This is a genomic window from Candidatus Saccharibacteria bacterium, from assembly GCA_016700015.1.
Taxonomy (GTDB): Bacteria; Patescibacteriota; Saccharimonadia; order Saccharimonadales; family Saccharimonadaceae; genus Saccharimonas.
In genome coordinates, this window is sequence record CP064995.1 from 933827 (window position 1) to 948629 (window position 14803).

Sequence of the window (14803 nt, forward strand, 5' to 3'; positions counted from 1 at the left end):
GCAGGTCACCTACGTGATGGATACCATTGATTTATATGAGTGAGAATTTAGTAACACGTGAGGTGGTTAGTCAGCGACGCGCAGCGGAGCTCGAAATCATCGCGGCAGCTTATTAGTGAGGGTCGCTTAACGGTACCTGCTATGCGCGTGGCGGTTCGTTGCTATTGATTAGCTTGATATATTCAGTGCAGTAGGGAGCGAAACCATATTTTTCATGGATTGACGCGGAAGGCCTGTTATTACTATAGATATTGGCTTTAACACGATCGACCTTCATGATGTCGCTTGCCCACGCTACAGCCTCTCGCATGAGAGTAGCACCAATACCCTGATTTCGAAACTTTGGGTCAACATATAAAGCCTCAAGTGTGCATTCACGGTTGTGCGATGATAGATAATCTAAAACTGTAACAAAACTGTACTGGTATCCTACAATTTCTTTGTCTACAACCGCAATGATAACGCGGGCATCTGGGTTAGAGAGTTCGTTTGCATAGTGCCTATATGATTTATCATAATTAAAAATGAGTTCTGGTTCGTATGCTTTTGATTCATTTTGCAGCATCTCGCCCATCTCAATAATAGTGGGTAGGTGGCTCGGGGTTGCTTCGATAATATCCATGGTAGTAATATAGTAGCCCAATAAGCGTACTAGCTCAATAAATTATTATGAACGATGATATTAAAATATAGACACAAAATGAGTTGTTGTGAGATCTAGTTCAACTGGCAATTGAGAATTTTTCTGAAGCTCGTCTAATAACGTGAGCCAAAATAAGAATCATCGAATAGGTGATTTTTATTTTTGTCTAACCTCTCGTGCGAGTGTCTATTTGAATTATGCAAACTTATTTCATCTAGTATGAAACTATCCTTTCAAGTTTCTATCTAGATCTTTTCCGCACTATCTGTGTCGGCTTCTATAATCACTTCGTTTTGCCTATCACTTTTGTAGCGCCCTCTCGTCCAGTAGTGAATATCATCAAGGAGAGGAAATATTCTTTCAAGTACGGCCATACTATCCAAAATGTTACAATACGACTATGCAAAAGATACTTATCACTGGGGGGTCGGGCGGGATTGGTTACGCGTTAGCGCGGGTCGCTGCAGCGCATGGTCATGACATCGTCCTCGCGGCACGGAATGTCGAGCATCTCGCGCTCGCTCAGCAAACACTGCAAAAAGACCACAAGATAAGTGTTGACATTAAACAAGCGGATTTATCAAAACCGGGCGCAGCACGAAAACTTTACGACGAGCTAAAGAGTGACGGTATCGAGATACTCGTCAACAATGCCGGCTTTGGATTGGTCGGTGATTTTTTCAAAGAAGACATCGCCGATAACATAGACATGGTGCAACTAAACGCCCAGGCATTAATGGAACTGACGCACTATTTTGGTAATGATTTCATAAAGAAAAAGCGAGGGAAGATCCTGAATGTTGCGTCAGTCGCAGCATTTGTGCCCGGCCCGAAACAACCGGTGTACTATGCGACAAAGGCTTTTGTGAGAAGCTTCTCGCGAGCACTTGCTCTATGGCACCTCACGGCGTGACGGTGACAAACCTCAACCCCGGTGCGACAAAGACGAACTTTTTTGTGCGGGCAAAGGTGGGCACAAAAGAACGTGGCGTCTCCGCTGATGCGGTCGCTGAGGCGGCGTATGCAGCGATGATGAGCGGAAAGTCAGAGATCACCTATGGATTCACAAACAAGATCCTTACTAACTTCCTCGTGAGGATTGCACCCTACCGCGTGCAAGCAGCACTAATCGACAAGAACTCTGAAGTATAGTTGAAGTTGACCAATGAGATAGGGGTTCTGCTACTATATAGCCATGCCCTCAACACTCATTATCATTCGCGGAAATTCGGGGAGCGGGAAGACGACTGTCGCCAAAGAACTGCGCAGTAGAATTGGTGACGGTTTGAGCGACAACACCCTGCTTGTCCAGCAAGATGTGCTGCGACGTGACATGCTGCGAGAGCGCGATATGCTAGAGAAACGCTCGGTGATTGAGCTAATCGAATTGGTGGTAGAGTTCGGCCGTAGACAAGGGAGAACTGTGATACTCGAAGGGATACTTGCTACAAAAAAGTATGGTCCAATGCTTCAACAATTAGCCAGTCAGTTTGATGAAGCACATGTGTACTACCTCGACATACCGTTTGATGAAACGCTGCGAAGGCACGCCACTAAACCAAATGCCCACGAATTTGGAGAAAAAGAAATGCGCGAATGGTGGAACGAGAAGGACTACCTACACATAGATGGCGAGAAGCTACTCGATAAATCTAAGAGTGTCGAAGATATCACTACTCAAATTATCGCTGATGTTGGTAATGCGTAGCGGCTGCAGGGCGAGTTAGTGCACCACATGGGATCGGGCAGGTATAAGCGCCAAATTGTTTATGCTATGATGAAGCTATGACGAATATCACACACGCAGCAAAACAATCACTTCGAAAACTCAATATCGCCGCCGCGGTGTTTCACCTAGCGCTAGCACTATTTGTGCTGTACTGCTCGAACTCGTTTTCACTGCCGGTGACAGCGACGTACCTGGCGGGCCCTCCTGGCTCAATGTATACAGACCCAGTCACGTTGTTTGATGTGCGAGTGGGTTACGCCGTAGCGCTGTTTTTGGGGCTGTCGGCATTTTTCCACGTACTGGTGGCATCGAAGGCGTTCTTCGGGCGCTATATTACCGGTCTTAGCAACACAATCAATGTGTTTCGTTGGGTTGAGTACTCGATCAGCTCGACACTGATGATTTTGCTTATCGCGCAGATTACGGGGATTAGTGATTATGGCGCGCTTCTCGGCATAGCTGGGGTAAATGTATCGATGATCTTGTTCGGCTGGCTGCAAGAAAAGTATACGCGTCCAGGCTCACGTGAATGGCTGCCCTTTATATTTGGTTGTATTGCAGGAATCGTGCCGTGGCTTATCGTGCTTATTTCGGTACTATCACCCAACTCGCCGTCTGACGCTACACCGCCAGCGTTTGTCTACGGTATTATTGTGTCGATATTCCTTCTGTTTAATTCATTCGCACTGGTTCAGTACAAGCAGTACCGAGCACTCGGAAAGTGGAAAGACTATTTGCGCGGTGAGCGTGCGTATATCGTACTAAGCTTCACTGCCAAAGCAGCACTGGCGATTCAGATCTTTGCCAACACGCTAATCCCGAACTAATAGTCTGGCAAGTTGTTGACATAGCATATTTTTCGATTGTCTGATATACTAGTGATAGCAAGTTATTCTACTCCTTAACCAAGCGTACAAGTGTGGCACCAAACTCATTTTATTCTCGGCTACTGCACTAGACCCTATCTCGCACAATATTAGCTGATAGAAAGGTTCATGTACCCATGGCAACAAAATTATATGTAGGAAAATTGTCCTTCAATACCACAAATGATAGCTTGAACGCGCTGTTTGCGCAGTTCGGCACCGTAGTCAGTGCCGAAGTCGCTACCGACCGAGAAACTGGTCGCTCGCGCGGCTTTGGATTTGTCGAAATGGAAAACGACGCTGATGCACAAAAAGCGATTGAGACACTTGATGGTAAAGACTTTGAGGAGCGTACCATTGTGGTGAATATCGCTAAACCGCGCGAGGATCGTCCACGCCCACAGGGTGGCGGAGATTATCGTGGTGGCTTTGGTCGTCGCTAATACCCAGGAGTATCAATACTCATGTCACTCTATGTAGGTAGCTCAAAAAACGGGCATCGTGTTGAAGTTGACCTGGCAAGCTCGTACGCCGCCGAGGCAATCTCGCGGCACCCGCACCTGGTTACACTGGCTGGTGAGGCACTCCGAACCATCACACTAAACGGTGAGCGCGTCGTAGTGACACATGATATGCAGCACACTATCGGCTATGATTTCGTGATTGAAGCTGTCAACAGGGATAGTGTGTTTTATGCACAGCTAGCGAAGGAGACGGTGTATGTTCCCTTCACGAAAATCGATAAACCAATACCCACACAGTTGATAACGATGGTGTTTGTTCGTAGCCAACTCGACAAATGCTACTACGCAGACGATATTTACATGGGCACACCGAAGCCCGCGCTACCAGGCAGCCTTAACGAATCGTCTAAGAGTAAGCCCTATTGGCACAAGCACGCCTATATTTATGGTAATCAGCTCATAAAAGCGAGCACGATTACGCGGACATCTCCGTACTAAGCGTCACCCCTAAATACTCGTCGACATTAGATTAAAGAAAGGACTAGTATGATTTCATTTGTATGGCCACCTGGTGAGCCAATGCTTGGAGGTACCGGTGGTTCAGAGACCTACACGGCGGGGCACGTTCGTGAGCTGTTGCGGCGCGGTATCGATGCACAGGTGGTTACAATCGGTCATGGCATCAAAGACGGCCGTCAGGACTTTCGTGACGTGCCGTTTGTGTCGTTTGCAGACGAGAAGTCTATAGGTCAACTGGTCGGAACTGTGGTTTTTGTGAACAAAGCCTATCACGTTCCAACCCAACGCAAGTCGGCTATTATTCTACACTGTTCGATACCTAAGGTGACAGATCGACAACGGTATCAATCCTATATTGTCGATAAGACAGTTATCGCCACCAGTGTCTACAGTGCGCAGCAATGGGCACTTTATCTCGATATACCGTATGCTCGTATCAATGTCGTCTTGCCATTTGCCGACCCAAAGTATGGTGCTGTGATACGTCATAAGCCGTCAAAATATACGCGCATTGTCTATGCTGGCAGGCTACATCCCGAGAAGGGTATATACACAATACTTGAAATGATGCACCAGCAGGACATGCAGAATCACGAATATCGACTAGCTATTGTTACAGCAGGACAGCACGTAGCGGTTGGTCGCGAGATTGCGCGTATGTTGCAAGGACATCCTTTTGCACGGCTTATTCCTGCAAAGAAATCGGTTAATGAGATGGCCGAACTACTCGCACACGTCGATGTACTACTCATGCCATCGGTGTTTGCTGAACCGTTTGGGATGCTTTCGATCGAAGCGCAGCATGCCGGGTGTCGTGTTGTTGCGAGCAATGTAGGGGGTTTGCCAGAAACCAATTGTGGATTGCTCACTCTCGTTGAGCCGCGAAGCCCACTGGCTCTTATGACCGGTATCAAGCAAGCGCGTGCTCTCGGGAGCGCGACCAGAAGAGAGCGTGACCAAGCTAGGCGTGAATTTCGTCTTGATGATTCAGTTGACGGACTGCTGATGGCGTTGAAACACAACTAATATTTTTATTATGTCAGCTATACTATATACGCCAGCCAGAAAGTTTTGTATAACTAAGAGTACATATAACCATAGGAGGATGTTTGCATAATATGAGAGGCAAATTAAATATTACCAGTGTAGTCTTAGCTGTGCTTGTAGCAACTCTGGCGGTTATTGGCGCTTCATTTCCGGCTAGCGCTGCCGTAAAAGCACCCGCTAAACCTTCACTAACCGCAAGCTCCGTGTCAATTCTGCAGGGAGAGAGCGTGACCCTGAGCTGGTCGAGCCAGCGCGCATCATACTGTACACTCTTTCCAACTGGAAAAACGATTATGGGCTCGTCTGCGAGCTATACAATCAATAACCTAGTTGGCACAACTGGCTTTTATGTGACTTGTGTAAATAGTTCTGGAAGGGCGACTTCTAATGTCGTGACAGTATCGGTGGCGTCTTCAAATACACCCATGATTACCGCGTTCGTTGCGAGCCCAAGCTCCATCCTCTACGGAGAGTCAACCACACTTAATTGGTCCACGGTCAATGTTGTTGACGGGGACTGCTCGCTGAGCTCGCATGGGGTTTCGGGCCTTCCGGCGTCGGGTAGTTACACAACTGGACCACTTAAAGAAACGCAAACGTATACACTAACATGTACTAATGGTTCGGGCACGTCTAGCCAGACCATTACTGTTTTCGTAGTTGATGTGATCGCACTAGGTTTCTAGTATCACAAAATACCTCGCCCTGAAATTTGGCGCTACATCCAGCTGGTATGGAGTGGTCGGCCCTCGTCATACCCGGCTGTCGATTGAATGCCAATGATGGCATTTGCGCTAAATTCGTCGAGAGTTGCTGCGTCTGAATAGGTCATGGCGCTGCGTAGCCCTGAGGCGATTTTGTCGAGGATATCTTCTACCCCTGGGGCAGATGGGTCAAGATAGATGCGTGATTCCGAGATACCTTCCTGAAACAGTTCTTTACGGGCTTGATCAAACGGTGTTTCACGTGCATTACGATTTTTGACGGCACGATGTGATGCCATGCCGTAGTTAACCTTATACAGCCGCCCCTCATTATCGCGTATCATATCGGCGGCACTTTCGTGGGTGCCGGTGAGCCAGGAGGCAAACATAACTGAACTAGCGCCAGCCGCGAGAGCGAGCGCAACATCACGAGGGTGGCGAATGCCGCCGTCGGCAACGACGTGTTTGCCAAGGGAGCGAGCAGCCTGGGCGCACTCATAAACAGCCGAAAACTGTGGGCGTCCGACGCCCGTCATCATCCTTGTTGTGCACATAGCACCTGGTCCAATCCCGACTTTGACGATATCGGCACCGGCATTCAGCAGTTCAGTGGTCGCCTCCGCAGTAGCGACATTGCCGGCAACAATCGGCACTGACGGCAGCGCGGCGCGGACGGCACCAATGGCATCAATCATCTTTTGCTGATGCCCATGGGCGGTGTCGATGACGATAATATCCGCACCGTGCTCGACAAGAAATTTTGCTTTAGCGACAACATCTCCATTGATACCAACCGCCACCGCAACAAGTAACCTGCCTTTTGCATCGAGTGCCGGTTTATACAAGGTCGAGCGCAGTGCAGACTTTTTTGTGGCACATCCTACTAGCTTGCCAGAACGATTGACAACCGGCACAAAGGTAAGTCGGTGCGTATCTAGTGTTGTGTAGATAGTGTCAGGCTTGGCAGTATCGCGCACTGTGATGAGATGGGTTTGCATGATATCGCCAAGGCGGGTAAAACGGTCGAGACTACCGAGCATACGCTCGCTAACGACCCCAACAGGCTTACCATTCTCGACAATAATCGCATGACCATGCGACCGTTTTGGGATGAGGCTCAGCGCGTCATTGACGGTCTGAGTGCGGGTGAGTGTGATAGGCGTATCGAATACTGGGTGACACGACTTCACGTAACTAATCATACTTGCAAGCATATCGGGTGGCGTGTCTTGTGGGAGTACTGTGACGGCACCGCGCCGTGCGGTCACCTCGGCCATCCGTTTTCCCGCCACTGCCGTCATATTTGAGACCATGATCGGTAGCGGTAGGGCTAATGGGTCGGGTGTTGTTAGGCTAACATCTTGGCGTGACGAAATGGTGGTTTTGCGTGGCACCAAAAACACATCATTGTAGGTGAGTTCGGTTGTCGGTGGTTGGTCATGGAGAAACTGCACTCGGGTTATCCTCAGTTATATTATCTCAGTTCCTATTGTATCGAGTATGCAATGATCTACAACCATAGACAAGATGGCAACTCTCTTATCAGTGGCGACGATAACACCTTTAGTATACAATGAGGCCCAATGAGCACAGTTGTATTGCGGGATAAGGTTTTGCATGCAGTCGATGCGTATATCAAGCTACTTCTCCAACAGCGGCGTGACCGTGCTGTGAGTATTGGGCACTCATACGAAGCACTGTGGTCGCATACTAGTAATATGGTGATGAATGGCGGAAAACGGATCCGACCATACCTTACGTTTGTGGGGTATGGTGCGTATGATGAGCGACTGGTGCCAGTTGCGGCTGCTCAGGAACTCGCGCATGTCGCAATGCTAATGCATGATGATATCATCGACCAGGACGATGTCCGCAGAGGAGTGCCAAATATGAACGGCATCTATAAATCGCTCTATGGTGGTTATCTCGATACACAACTCTCGACACATTACGCACACGCGGCGGCAATGCTAGCGGGCGATGCGCTGCTGTCTGAGGCCTATCGTTTGGTGTATAGTGCCGGCTATGACCAGGCAGTGACGACACAGGTTGTCGCTCAACTTCATGAATCGATCTACGAAGTTATTGGCGGTGAATTGCTTGATGTCGAAGCCGGGTTTGTGACCGATACTGTGTTTGATCCGCTGATCGTCTATCGCTACAAGACATCGAGCTATAGTTTTATCGGGCCACTGCTGTCGGGCGCGTATTGTGCCGGTGTTGACGAGGCAACCATTGAAACACTTCGACAATATGCTATAAACGTCGGTATTGCGTTTCAAATCGAGGACGATTTACTCGGCGTTTTCGGTAATGAATCAGCGACGGGTAAGTCGAACGAAACAGATTTGCGAGAAGGCAAGTTGACCGCTCTTATCACCTATCACAGAGAAGGTATGAATGATGAGCAGCGGCAACGGTTTGCCGTATTCGGCAACGCCGATGCCTCTTCGGCTGAGTTAGCTGCTCTTAGGGTAGATCTTGAAGCGTCGGGCGCGCGTCAAAAAACACGTCAGCTCGCTGAGCGATATTTCACTACTGCTATGCAGCACTTGCAGGCACTTGAGCCAGGGCCGCGTCGCACGGAACTAGAGCAGTTTACACGGCAGCTCAGAGGTAGGCAGGTCTAGCAACTCCGTACCTCATTGCCCTCACCAAGGCTCGTCAGCTGGTGTGCATGAGTATTTGTGTATAGGGATGCTCGGCTATATGGCGCTAGTGTTGACGCTCTGAGTAGGTGAAAGCATCGCACGGATTAAGGTTAAGTTGTAATAATCACAACGGTATGTACGTGACACTTGCGATCCGGACGCCTGCTATAATGAGGCTACCAACAGGAGGTGCTATGAGTACATCGAGCGACATTAAAACCAAGCCAACTGACGTCAGTGTCGATGAGTTTATCGACGCAGTAGCGGAGCCGCGCCGGTCAGAAGCCCGGCGGGTACTGGCAATTATGAGAGAAGTGACTGGGGTTGAACCAGTCATGTGGGGTTCGAGTATGATTGGCTTTGGCAGCTATCATTATAAGTACGAGTCTGGTCGTGAGGGCGATATGCTCAAAGTCGGCTTCTCGCCCCGTAAATCCGCACTGGTACTCTATGGACTGGTTTTCTACGACGAAAACGAACCAAACAACAAACTTCTCGAAAAGCTTGGTCCGCATACGCGCGGCAAGGGTTGCCTTTATATCAAAAAACTTTCCGATATCGATGAGTCGGTCTTGCGTACCATGATCAAAAATTCATATTCTCATACAACTTCAGCCGCATCATGACAGTTGACGACTATATCGGACAATTCCACAGCGACGTACGTGAACGGCTTGAAACCATGCGCCGAACTATCCGTGAAGTTTCACCAGGCGCCGAAGAATCGATGGCCTATGGCATGCCAGCATACAAACTACACGGTAAGCCGCTTGTTTACTTTGCTGGGTATAAAAACCACATCGGGTTCTACGCTACACCAAACGGTCACGAAACCTTCAAAACTGACTTTGCGAAGTATAAACAAGGCAAGGGTTCTGTGCAGTTTCCGCACGACCAACCATTGCCAGTCGATCTCGTGAGGCGAGTGGTTGTATATCGTGTCAAGCAATTAACAGTATAATAAGGAGGGATATGAAACAATCAGACAAAGTGTGTAGTTGCGAATACGACCACCACAGAAAGAGCAGGCGAAACTATAGCGGTAGCGGCAACGCCGTCTACAGCCTTGGTGTGCTCGGTGCATTGGTCTACTATATCTCGACAGCCAGCGGTTTCTGGGTAGGCGTGCTCGGTGTGTTCAAAGCCATAGTCTGGCCAGCTTTTGTGGTATACGAAATAATGAAAATGCTGCAGATGTAATATGAGGGCGCAAGAAGGATATAGCGGTATGCCGCTTCTGCAAAAACTCGGCTACAAACCAGGAAAAATTTCGTATGTCGATAAGGTAGCACCGTATTATACCCACGTTTGTGACGACATAACACTTGGTGCGGCAGAGCCGTATGATTTTATTCATATCTTCGTGAGAAACCATGACGAGCTTGTTCGTTCGTCTGGCCAAGCATTGCCGCTCCTGGCCAAGACGGGCAAATTGTGGGTGTCATGGCCTAAGCAGTCCGCCGAGGTTGCGACCGACCTGACCGGCAATACCGTCCGCGAATATATGCTGACTACTGGCCTTGTTGATGTTAAGGTTGCCGCCATCGACGCTACGTGGTCGGGTTTGCTGTTCGTCTACCGTGTCAAAGATAGATAACGCTCATCATGGCCAACTGATATACTAGGACAATGAAGAATTTCTATCGTCTGCTAGTCAACACGCTCATCGCCAACGTCACGACAAGTTTTTTGTGGTTTGCGTTGACATTTTGGGTATATTTAGAGACAAAAAATGTTATGGCTACGGCAATCATCGGCGGTAGCTATATGTTGATGCTGGCGGTCACCGGGCTATTTTTCGGAACATTGGTTGACCGCTTTCATAAAAAGCATGTTATGACGGTCGCATCTGCCATAACGGCACTTATGTACGGTTTAGGTGGCGCTATCTATGTATTTGTGCCTCATGAGCAGCTGCTTACAATAGGTGGTCCGTGGTTTTGGTTGTTTACAACGATTATTTTGTGTGGCTGTATCGTTGAGAATAGCCGCAATATTGCCCTGAGTACCTGCGTGACAATTATGGTTCCTGAAGATAGGCGCGCGAACGCCAACGGGCTCGTCGGCATGGTGCAGGGTCTGGCTTTTATGATTACGTCGATATTTAGCGGGTTGGCCATTGGCTACCTCGGCATGGGTTGGACGCTGGTGATTTCAATCGCACTGACAGTTTTTGCACTCATCGACTTGCTATTTGTAACAATCAACGAAAAACAGATCGTACACGACCCCAAACTCCAACAGAAACTGGTTGATTTCAGAGGCGCATGGTTGGCCATACGGGCCGTGCCGGGCCTGCTGGCACTGATATTGTTTGCAACATTTAACAATCTAGTCGGCGGGGTCTTTATGACATTACTTGACCCATATGGATTGACACTTACCAGTGTGCAGATGTGGGGATTTGTCTATGCAATTTCGAGCCTCGGGTTTATGGTTGGTGGGGCACTCGTTGCTAAAATGGGGTTAGGTAAAAACCCGCTACGCGTACTATTGCTTGGTAACGTCGTCGTCGGGATCATTGGTTTTGTTATGGGTATCCGTGAGTCGTTGTGGTTACTCGCGGTCAGTATGTTTGCCTATATGTCGACGGTTCCAGTTATCGAAGCGGCCGAGCAAACGACATTGCAAAGAATCGTGCCGCTCAAAAAACAAGGTCGGGTGTTTGGGTTTGGGCAAAGTGTCGAAGCTGCGGCCTCACCCGTCTCGGCCTACATGATTGGTCCGATTGCCCAGCTGTGGATCATTCCGTACATGGCAAGTCCCGAAGGCAAGGCGACCTGGGGCTGGCTGGTTGGGCAGGGCGAAGCGCGCGGTATGGCCCTTGTATTTATGGGTGCAAGTCTCATCATGCTCATTGCAGCCCTCATGGCATTTCGATCGCGCGCGTATACGTCGTTGACTCACGAGTACAGGACGGATGAACGATGACTTTTTCGGTTTTCGACTGATGACAGCGAGGCATCACTACGGGTATAAGTTACATGTGATATTACGAACGGTTACATAATAACAGAGGTAGCAAAAAGCAAATGGTTACATATTAGTATTTCTTGAGTTACAATTGAGGGTATGATACATATACCGGCGCCAGCACACAATTCGAAACTGACTAAGCTCGTTGTCGAACTGAGTAGTCTCAAAGATCATGCAGTAAGCGGCACTACTCCTGTGTGGATATTTTTCGAGTTAAAAAATTTGTTTCATATCGTCGAGGCACTTTCTTCTGCGCGCATAGAGGGTAACCATACGACACTTGCCACATTTGTCGAGAAAAAACTTGACAAGTCTGATACAAAAAACGAAAAGCTGATCGAGATATCTAATCTTATTGAGGCGCTCAGTTATATAGATGGCTCAATCAATGAGGCAGTGATAGATAAGGATTACGTGTTTGCACTACATCGCATAGTTGTACGCAATCTGAGCGTAGGAACAGGCTGCGAGGGCGATAAACGGCCCGGTGCCTATCGGCGTGAAAATAGAGCTATTGCAAAGTCAAGCCTAGTGCTGCCACAACACTATGATGTCCCAGATCTGATGACAGAATTCTATGACTTTTTGCAACGCCCGGAGTTGCCCCAGGACGATTTGTTGAAAATTGCCATCGCGCATCACAGATTTGTACAGATTCATCCGTTCGGCAATGGTAATGGTAGGGTTGTGCGACTACTGACGTACGCCATGCTGTGCAAGAAAGGATATATAATCCCTGGTTCTGCCCGCTTATTTAATCCAACAGCAGTTTTTGCTGGAGATCGAGACAGGTATTATGAAAAGTTGAGCCAGGCAGACAAGGGGGATGACGCAAGCCTGGCAGCATGGTGTGAGTATGTCCTCGACGGGCTAAAAACCGAGGTTGAAAAATCTCAAAAGTTTGCAGATCACAAGTTTGTACAAGATAACATACTGCTGCCTGCCTTCAGCTGGGCATTAGAAAAAAATGTTTTTAGCGAGTTGGAATATAAAATTCTTGTACGCCTCGCGAGGAAATCCAGCATAAAAGCTGGCGATATTCGTGATCTGTGGCCGGCAGACTATTCTCACGTTGTTGTATCGAAACAACTACGCAAGTTGAGGCGGCAGGGGTTTATTACAACGCTTAAGCCCAAGGGGAGATCTTATGTTCTGAAGCTAACAGGCAACAAGGCAACCAGAGGGATATTAGACCAAATGGACGCCCAAGGTTTACTGCCGATTCGCGTAGACGATGTTGAGCATGTATAGAGTTCGATGTTCCACACGAATTTTCTAGGTTTTCCAGCGCTCGAGATGGGGAAGTTGTTTTTGGGCTAGCCAGCGCATCAGTCGGCCGCTGCCATTTTCGACCAGCGCTTTGTCGACGATTGTTCTCATCTCATCGAGGGTGCAGTCGGGTCCAATAAACGTACCGTTTTCGTAGCAAAGGCTACACCATTTTTCACTCTTGGTGCCGTCTGCTTCTGTGCCACGGCAGTCACCTGCTTTTTTGGTACTTAGCGGCATCCCGCAGCTTTGACATTGTTTGCTCATATCATGTACCTCCTAAGGTAATTATACTCCTGGTAGGGTTGGCGCTAAACACCCACACCCATTAATGTATTATTAGGGGAAGGAGAACTTATTTATGAAGAACGAAAAGAAATCAACTCAAAACACGGGGCCGCAAGTTGACCCGATTCTCGTCATCGGAATTGCACTCGTACCCATAGGGATTGCACTCGCGAGCAGCGAGGCGAAAGCTGCCGGTTATGTCTCTCTGTTTTTTGCGGCGGCCATGATGATAGGCTCTGTTGCAAAACAGGCAAAGAGAAAATAGAAATTCACAACTGGCTCGGGCATGGTTGGAAACACCAGAGTATACTGACTCTATGAAGTATGTTGTATTATTGAGGGGTATTAATGTCGGTGGAAACCGCAAGGTGCCGATGGCGGATTTGCGGGCGGTTTTTGAAGGTATGGGGTTCGCTGACGTAGTAACATACATAAACTCTGGCAATGTGGTTTTTTCGGCACAGACGGCTCCAGTAGCAAGTGCCATTAAAGCACGGCTGGAGAAAGCTTTTGGCTTTGACATCGATACGCTGGTGTTATCTCAGGCGGAAGTCGTATCTGTTGCGAAGGCTATCCCAGACGAATGGTTGAATGACGCGGAGCAAAAGAGCGACGTACTGTACCTGTTTGCGGACATTGATTCGTCAGATATCATGAGCAGCATTGGCTTCCGCCCAGAGTTCGAAACAATCCATTACGTGCCGGGCGCACTCATCACGAATGTGTCGCGCAAATACCAGTCAAAAAGTAGCCTGCTCAAACTGGTCGGCACGCCACTGTATAGGCGCATGACTATCCGTAACGTCACGACTGCCCGCAAACTTGCTGAATTGGTACAATAGCGTCATGACAGCAGAAGACGTAGTGTCCGAAATGCAGAACTATGCTAGTGATGCCGATGCGGTGAATCTGCAATGGTTTTTCAAGACGGGGCCGGGGGAATATGGTGAGGGTGATCAATTTATCGGCGTACGCGTGCCGATGATTCGGAAGGTTTGCAAAGAGTTTCGGCAATTGTCACTTGCTGAGGTACAAAAACTCATCGAAAGCCCGTTTCATGAGCACCGCATGGCAGGGCTCATCATATTGACACTCCAATACCCGCGTGCGTCAAATCAAGCGAAAAATGACATACTTGACCTCTATATGCAGGAGCTAAAGAGGCGAAATATCAATAATTGGGACCTTGTCGACGTCACGTGTCGCCACATCGTCGGCGAACATGTGCGAGATAACCGTGAAGTGCTATTCGAACTTGCGAAGAGCGACAACCTCTGGGAGCGTCGCGTCAGTATCATCAGTACCTTTGCCTATATCGCCCATGGTGATGCGAGTACTTCGCTCGAACTGGCCGAACTGCTGTTGCATGACCACGAAGACCTGATGCATAAAGCTGTTGGCTGGACACTCCGCGAAGTCGGCAAACGCTGCGACGAGCAACTGCTGCGTGATTTTCTCGACCGTCATGCCCACGACATGCCACGGACTGCGCTACGTTACGCTATAGAGCACCTGCCAGAAATCGATCGGCAGTACTACTTGTTATGTAAAGATACTGCATGAGCTCGTGACAGTTGTCGCGCCGGTATGCATGGGTGGTGATTGTGAGATCAGTCACAGATAGTGGTATGATAGCTCTATAGGGCG

General features: G+C 48.6%; 21 protein-coding genes. 18 read left to right on the top strand and 3 right to left on the bottom strand.

Annotated features, from left to right (window positions below; translation table 11 throughout):
* Nucleotides 1-139 precede the first annotated feature (139 nt).
* On the bottom strand, nt 140-622 hold the full coding sequence (locus IPM09_05085) for a GNAT family N-acetyltransferase (protein ID QQS21853.1): 483 nt from the start codon (nt 620-622) through the stop codon (nt 140-142).
* A 421-nt stretch (nt 623-1043) separates the two neighbouring features.
* Between IPM09_05085 and IPM09_05090 the strand changes: the two genes are divergently transcribed.
* The 8 genes from IPM09_05090 (at nt 1044) to IPM09_05125 (ending at nt 5954) form a co-directional block, all read left to right on the top strand.
* Nucleotides 1044-1556, top strand: a complete 513-nt coding sequence (locus IPM09_05090) for an SDR family NAD(P)-dependent oxidoreductase (GenBank protein QQS21854.1) — start codon at nt 1044-1046, stop codon at nt 1554-1556.
* Nucleotides 1538-1795 (top strand): hypothetical protein, encoded by a 258-nt coding sequence (locus IPM09_05095; GenBank protein ID QQS21855.1) that lies wholly within the window; start codon nt 1538-1540, stop codon nt 1793-1795. Before IPM09_05090 ends, IPM09_05095 begins: the two co-directional genes overlap by 19 nt.
* Nucleotides 1796-1838: 43 nt before the next feature.
* Nucleotides 1839-2351 carry a kinase gene (locus tag IPM09_05100; protein ID QQS21856.1) on the top strand — a complete coding sequence of 171 codons (513 nt, stop codon included), beginning with the start codon at nt 1839-1841 and terminating at the stop codon, nt 2349-2351.
* Nucleotides 2352-2428: 77 nt separating this feature from the next.
* A complete protein-coding gene (gene heR / locus IPM09_05105) occupies nt 2429-3199 on the top strand; it encodes a heliorhodopsin HeR (protein QQS21857.1) in 771 nt (256 codons plus the stop codon).
* A 176-nt stretch (nt 3200-3375) separates the two neighbouring features.
* Nucleotides 3376-3681, top strand: coding sequence for an RNA-binding protein (locus tag IPM09_05110; protein ID QQS21858.1), 306 nt, complete (start codon nt 3376-3378; stop codon nt 3679-3681).
* A gap of 21 nt (nt 3682-3702) precedes the next feature.
* The gene (locus IPM09_05115) at nt 3703-4200 is read left to right on the top strand and encodes a hypothetical protein (GenBank protein QQS21859.1); all 498 of its coding nucleotides are present in this window, start codon (nt 3703-3705) and stop codon (nt 4198-4200) included.
* Nucleotides 4201-4248: 48 nt separating this feature from the next.
* Nucleotides 4249-5247, top strand: coding sequence for a glycosyltransferase family 4 protein (locus IPM09_05120; GenBank protein ID QQS21860.1), 999 nt, complete (start codon nt 4249-4251; stop codon nt 5245-5247).
* Nucleotides 5248-5339: 92 nt separating this feature from the next.
* Nucleotides 5340-5954 carry a hypothetical protein gene (locus IPM09_05125; GenBank protein ID QQS21861.1) on the top strand — a complete coding sequence of 205 codons (615 nt, stop codon included), beginning with the start codon at nt 5340-5342 and terminating at the stop codon, nt 5952-5954.
* A 32-nt stretch (nt 5955-5986) separates the two neighbouring features.
* Here IPM09_05125 and IPM09_05130 read toward each other — a convergent pair whose 3' ends face one another.
* Complete coding sequence (locus tag IPM09_05130) at nt 5987-7426, bottom strand: GuaB1 family IMP dehydrogenase-related protein (protein ID QQS21862.1); 1440 nt, start codon at nt 7424-7426, stop codon at nt 5987-5989.
* Between the two features lie 129 nt (nt 7427-7555).
* On the opposite strand from IPM09_05130, the gene IPM09_05135 reads away from it, so the two are divergent.
* From IPM09_05135 to IPM09_05165, 7 genes are all read left to right on the top strand, one after another.
* Nucleotides 7556-8602 (top strand): polyprenyl synthetase family protein, encoded by a 1047-nt coding sequence (locus tag IPM09_05135; GenBank protein QQS21863.1) that lies wholly within the window; start codon nt 7556-7558, stop codon nt 8600-8602.
* A 215-nt stretch (nt 8603-8817) separates the two neighbouring features.
* Nucleotides 8818-9249 carry a DUF1801 domain-containing protein gene (locus IPM09_05140; protein QQS21864.1) on the top strand — a complete coding sequence of 144 codons (432 nt, stop codon included), beginning with the start codon at nt 8818-8820 and terminating at the stop codon, nt 9247-9249.
* Nucleotides 9246-9584, top strand: a complete 339-nt coding sequence (locus IPM09_05145; protein QQS21865.1) for a DUF1801 domain-containing protein — start codon at nt 9246-9248, stop codon at nt 9582-9584. Before IPM09_05140 ends, IPM09_05145 begins: the two co-directional genes overlap by 4 nt.
* A gap of 29 nt (nt 9585-9613) precedes the next feature.
* Entirely contained in the window at nt 9614-9823 is a 210-nt protein-coding gene (locus IPM09_05150; protein QQS22478.1) for a hypothetical protein, read from the top strand.
* 1 nt (nt 9824) lies between these two features.
* The gene (locus IPM09_05155) at nt 9825-10220 is read left to right on the top strand and encodes a DUF3052 domain-containing protein (GenBank protein QQS21866.1); all 396 of its coding nucleotides are present in this window, start codon (nt 9825-9827) and stop codon (nt 10218-10220) included.
* 32 nt (nt 10221-10252) lie between these two features.
* Nucleotides 10253-11554, top strand: coding sequence for an MFS transporter (locus IPM09_05160; protein QQS21867.1), 1302 nt, complete (start codon nt 10253-10255; stop codon nt 11552-11554).
* Between the two features lie 141 nt (nt 11555-11695).
* Nucleotides 11696-12850 (top strand): Fic family protein, encoded by a 1155-nt coding sequence (locus IPM09_05165; GenBank protein ID QQS21868.1) that lies wholly within the window; start codon nt 11696-11698, stop codon nt 12848-12850.
* Between the two features lie 24 nt (nt 12851-12874).
* Here IPM09_05165 and IPM09_05170 read toward each other — a convergent pair whose 3' ends face one another.
* Nucleotides 12875-13135 (bottom strand): zinc ribbon domain-containing protein, encoded by a 261-nt coding sequence (locus IPM09_05170; protein ID QQS21869.1) that lies wholly within the window; start codon nt 13133-13135, stop codon nt 12875-12877.
* 94 nt (nt 13136-13229) lie between these two features.
* On the opposite strand from IPM09_05170, the gene IPM09_05175 reads away from it, so the two are divergent.
* Genes IPM09_05175 through IPM09_05185 form a run of 3 tightly spaced genes read left to right on the top strand, consistent with a single transcriptional unit; the run spans nt 13230 to nt 14719 of the window.
* Nucleotides 13230-13421 carry a hypothetical protein gene (locus tag IPM09_05175; GenBank protein QQS21870.1) on the top strand — a complete coding sequence of 64 codons (192 nt, stop codon included), beginning with the start codon at nt 13230-13232 and terminating at the stop codon, nt 13419-13421.
* A gap of 52 nt (nt 13422-13473) precedes the next feature.
* Nucleotides 13474-13998 carry a DUF1697 domain-containing protein gene (locus tag IPM09_05180; GenBank protein QQS21871.1) on the top strand — a complete coding sequence of 175 codons (525 nt, stop codon included), beginning with the start codon at nt 13474-13476 and terminating at the stop codon, nt 13996-13998.
* A 4-nt stretch (nt 13999-14002) separates the two neighbouring features.
* The gene (locus IPM09_05185) at nt 14003-14719 is read left to right on the top strand and encodes a DNA alkylation repair protein (protein QQS21872.1); all 717 of its coding nucleotides are present in this window, start codon (nt 14003-14005) and stop codon (nt 14717-14719) included.
* The last annotated feature ends 84 nt before the right edge of the window (nt 14720-14803 follow it).

What these genes read in the sequence shown, in the direction of transcription:
- IPM09_05085 (QQS21853.1), bottom strand. Translation starts at nt 622, where the DNA reads ATGGATATTATCGAAGCAACCCCGAGCCACCTACCCACTATTATTGAG.
- IPM09_05090 (QQS21854.1), top strand. Translation starts at nt 1,044, where the DNA reads ATGCAAAAGATACTTATCACTGGGGGGTCGGGCGGGATTGGTTACGCG.
- IPM09_05095 (QQS21855.1), top strand. Translation starts at nt 1,538, where the DNA reads ATGGCACCTCACGGCGTGACGGTGACAAACCTCAACCCCGGTGCGACA.
- IPM09_05100 (QQS21856.1), top strand. Translation starts at nt 1,839, where the DNA reads ATGCCCTCAACACTCATTATCATTCGCGGAAATTCGGGGAGCGGGAAG.
- heR (QQS21857.1), top strand. Translation starts at nt 2,429, where the DNA reads ATGACGAATATCACACACGCAGCAAAACAATCACTTCGAAAACTCAAT.
- IPM09_05110 (QQS21858.1), top strand. Translation starts at nt 3,376, where the DNA reads ATGGCAACAAAATTATATGTAGGAAAATTGTCCTTCAATACCACAAAT.
- IPM09_05115 (QQS21859.1), top strand. Translation starts at nt 3,703, where the DNA reads ATGTCACTCTATGTAGGTAGCTCAAAAAACGGGCATCGTGTTGAAGTT.
- IPM09_05120 (QQS21860.1), top strand. Translation starts at nt 4,249, where the DNA reads ATGATTTCATTTGTATGGCCACCTGGTGAGCCAATGCTTGGAGGTACC.
- IPM09_05125 (QQS21861.1), top strand. Translation starts at nt 5,340, where the DNA reads ATGAGAGGCAAATTAAATATTACCAGTGTAGTCTTAGCTGTGCTTGTA.
- IPM09_05135 (QQS21863.1), top strand. Translation starts at nt 7,556, where the DNA reads ATGAGCACAGTTGTATTGCGGGATAAGGTTTTGCATGCAGTCGATGCG.
- IPM09_05140 (QQS21864.1), top strand. Translation starts at nt 8,818, where the DNA reads ATGAGTACATCGAGCGACATTAAAACCAAGCCAACTGACGTCAGTGTC.
- IPM09_05145 (QQS21865.1), top strand. Translation starts at nt 9,246, where the DNA reads ATGACAGTTGACGACTATATCGGACAATTCCACAGCGACGTACGTGAA.
- IPM09_05155 (QQS21866.1), top strand. Translation starts at nt 9,825, where the DNA reads ATGAGGGCGCAAGAAGGATATAGCGGTATGCCGCTTCTGCAAAAACTC.
- IPM09_05160 (QQS21867.1), top strand. Translation starts at nt 10,253, where the DNA reads ATGAAGAATTTCTATCGTCTGCTAGTCAACACGCTCATCGCCAACGTC.
- IPM09_05165 (QQS21868.1), top strand. Translation starts at nt 11,696, where the DNA reads ATGATACATATACCGGCGCCAGCACACAATTCGAAACTGACTAAGCTC.
- IPM09_05170 (QQS21869.1), bottom strand. Translation starts at nt 13,135, where the DNA reads ATGAGCAAACAATGTCAAAGCTGCGGGATGCCGCTAAGTACCAAAAAA.
- IPM09_05175 (QQS21870.1), top strand. Translation starts at nt 13,230, where the DNA reads ATGAAGAACGAAAAGAAATCAACTCAAAACACGGGGCCGCAAGTTGAC.
- IPM09_05180 (QQS21871.1), top strand. Translation starts at nt 13,474, where the DNA reads ATGAAGTATGTTGTATTATTGAGGGGTATTAATGTCGGTGGAAACCGC.
- IPM09_05185 (QQS21872.1), top strand. Translation starts at nt 14,003, where the DNA reads ATGACAGCAGAAGACGTAGTGTCCGAAATGCAGAACTATGCTAGTGAT.